4 protein-coding genes are annotated in these 1,741 nt (G+C 65.7%); all 4 read left to right on the top strand.

What is annotated here, in order from left to right; genetic code table 11:
• Positions 1 to 77 precede the first annotated feature (77 nt).
• A complete protein-coding gene (locus tag AC1DY5_RS54305; protein WP_478122472.1) occupies positions 78 to 578 on the top strand; it encodes a hypothetical protein in 501 nt (166 codons plus the stop codon).
• Entirely contained in the window at positions 575 to 1,084 is a 510-nt protein-coding gene (locus tag AC1DY5_RS54310) for a hypothetical protein (RefSeq protein WP_478122473.1), read from the top strand. Before AC1DY5_RS54305 ends, AC1DY5_RS54310 begins: the two co-directional genes overlap by 4 nt.
• A gap of 11 nt (positions 1,085 to 1,095) precedes the next feature.
• On the top strand, positions 1,096 to 1,530 hold the full coding sequence (locus AC1DY5_RS54315; RefSeq protein ID WP_478122474.1) for a hypothetical protein: 435 nt from the start codon (positions 1,096 to 1,098) through the stop codon (positions 1,528 to 1,530).
• Between the two features lie 9 nt (positions 1,531 to 1,539).
• The coding region (locus AC1DY5_RS54320; protein ID WP_478122475.1) for a hypothetical protein at positions 1,540 to 1,741 on the top strand (202 nt) is incomplete at its 3' end.

The raw sequence follows: 1,741 nt of genomic DNA on the forward strand, positions 1-1,741 counted from the left end.
ATCGTGCGCCACTTCAGCGGCTCCATGCTGGTCGCTTCGGGCAACACCGTCTTCATCTCCCAGCCCTACAACTAATCGTGCGCCACTTCAGCGGCTCCATGCTGGTCGCTTCGGGCAACACCGTCTTCATCTCCCAGCCCTACAACTACGGCGTGCTGGACCCGGTCAAGGGCTTCATCAGCTTTCCGGCCCCGGTGACCCTCATCGAGGCCCTGGACAACGGCATCTACATCGCGGCCGACCGTACGTACTGGATCTCCGGCGTGCTGGCGGCCGGCACGCTGCGCGAAGTACTGCCCTATGGCGCCACGCCAGGCACGAGCCTGCGCTCGCCGGCCGACGAGAAGGTCTATTGGCACAGCGACCGCGGGCTGATCGTCGCCGGCGACAACGGCCAGCTCAAGAACGTCCAAGAGGAAGCGCTGGACTTCGGCGCAGCTGCCTCCGGTGCCTCGCTCTACCGCGAGCAGAACGGCATCGCCCAACTCATCACTTCGCGCTTCGGCGCGGAGCAGTCCGTCGCCATCGCGACCTCCTTCATGGATGCGGAAGTGATCCGCAAGGGAACCGTCCTATGAATCAATTCCAGTCCCTGGCCAAGGCCGGATTCGTCTACATCACCGACGTCGTCGCGCCCGATGGCTCCGTGTCCCAGTACGAGGTCACGCACAACCTGTTCCCGCTGGAGGGCATCAACTACCTCATGGGCGCGGGCTTCAAGGGCGCCGCGCAAATCTCTGCATGGTTCATTGCGCTGTACGAGGGCAACTTCACGCCCAACGGTGCGATCACGGCCGCCACCTTCCCGGGCCTGGCGACCGAGTGCACCGCCTACACGCCCGCGAACCGCGTGCCATTCACGCCAGGCGCGATCGTGGCCGGCAGCATGGACAACAACGCCGCGCGCGCCGAGTTCACCTTCACCGAGCCCAAGACCATCTTTGGCGGCGTGATCTCGTCGTCGCAGCCGCACGGCTCCGTCACCGGCGTGATCCCCAGCGCCGTGCGCTTCGCCTCTCCCAAGCTCGTTGACGAAGGCTCCGTGCTGCGCGTCATCGCCGCTCTCTCCCTTGCTTCTGCCTGAAGGAAACCACCATGGCGACTCTCAAAGCATCCACCGGCCTGCGCAATGCAGCCGTCGCTGCACTCATCGCAGCCATCCCCGATCGTGTCATGCTGATCTTCGGCGACACGCCCCCGGTATCTGGAGACGCGGCGCAGACTGGCGAGCTGCTGTCCATCGTCAGCCAAAACTCGACGGGCGACCCGCTGGAGTTCGGCACGCCGGTCGCCGGCACGATCCCGAAGGATCCGGCCCAGGTGTGGAGCGGCATCAACGTCGCCAGCGGCATCGCCACCCACTTCCGCATCGTCTCGGGAACCGACACCGGCGCGGCCAGCTCGACCGAGCCGCGGCTGCAGGGCACGTGCGGCACGGCCGGCGCCAACCTCAACATGAGCAGCGTCAACCTGACCGCCGGCGCGCCGCAGCTGGTCGACGCGGCCAACATCACCCTGCCGACGCCCTAAGTCTGAGCCATGACAGTCCTCTACCAAGACACGTTCACCGGTAGCGGGGACCTGTCGACGCACGTCAGCGATTCGGGGCACACCTATACCGACTTCGACTTTTTCCTTGCCTCGGACTTTCTCCTCAGCGGCGGGAGCGCGGGGATCGACTTAGCTCTGGTGACCGGTGCGGGGGCCAGGACCACGCAGCTTGTGCCGCTGGAGTTCAAGC

It is taken from the genome of Variovorax sp. P4_D9 (genome assembly GCF_056401695.1).

Coding starts and splice junctions, on each gene's coding strand:
- AC1DY5_RS54310 (WP_478122473.1), top strand. CDS start 575: ATGAATCAATTCCAGTCCCTGGCCAAGGCCGGATTCGTCTACATCACC.
- AC1DY5_RS54315 (WP_478122474.1), top strand. CDS start 1,096: ATGGCGACTCTCAAAGCATCCACCGGCCTGCGCAATGCAGCCGTCGCT.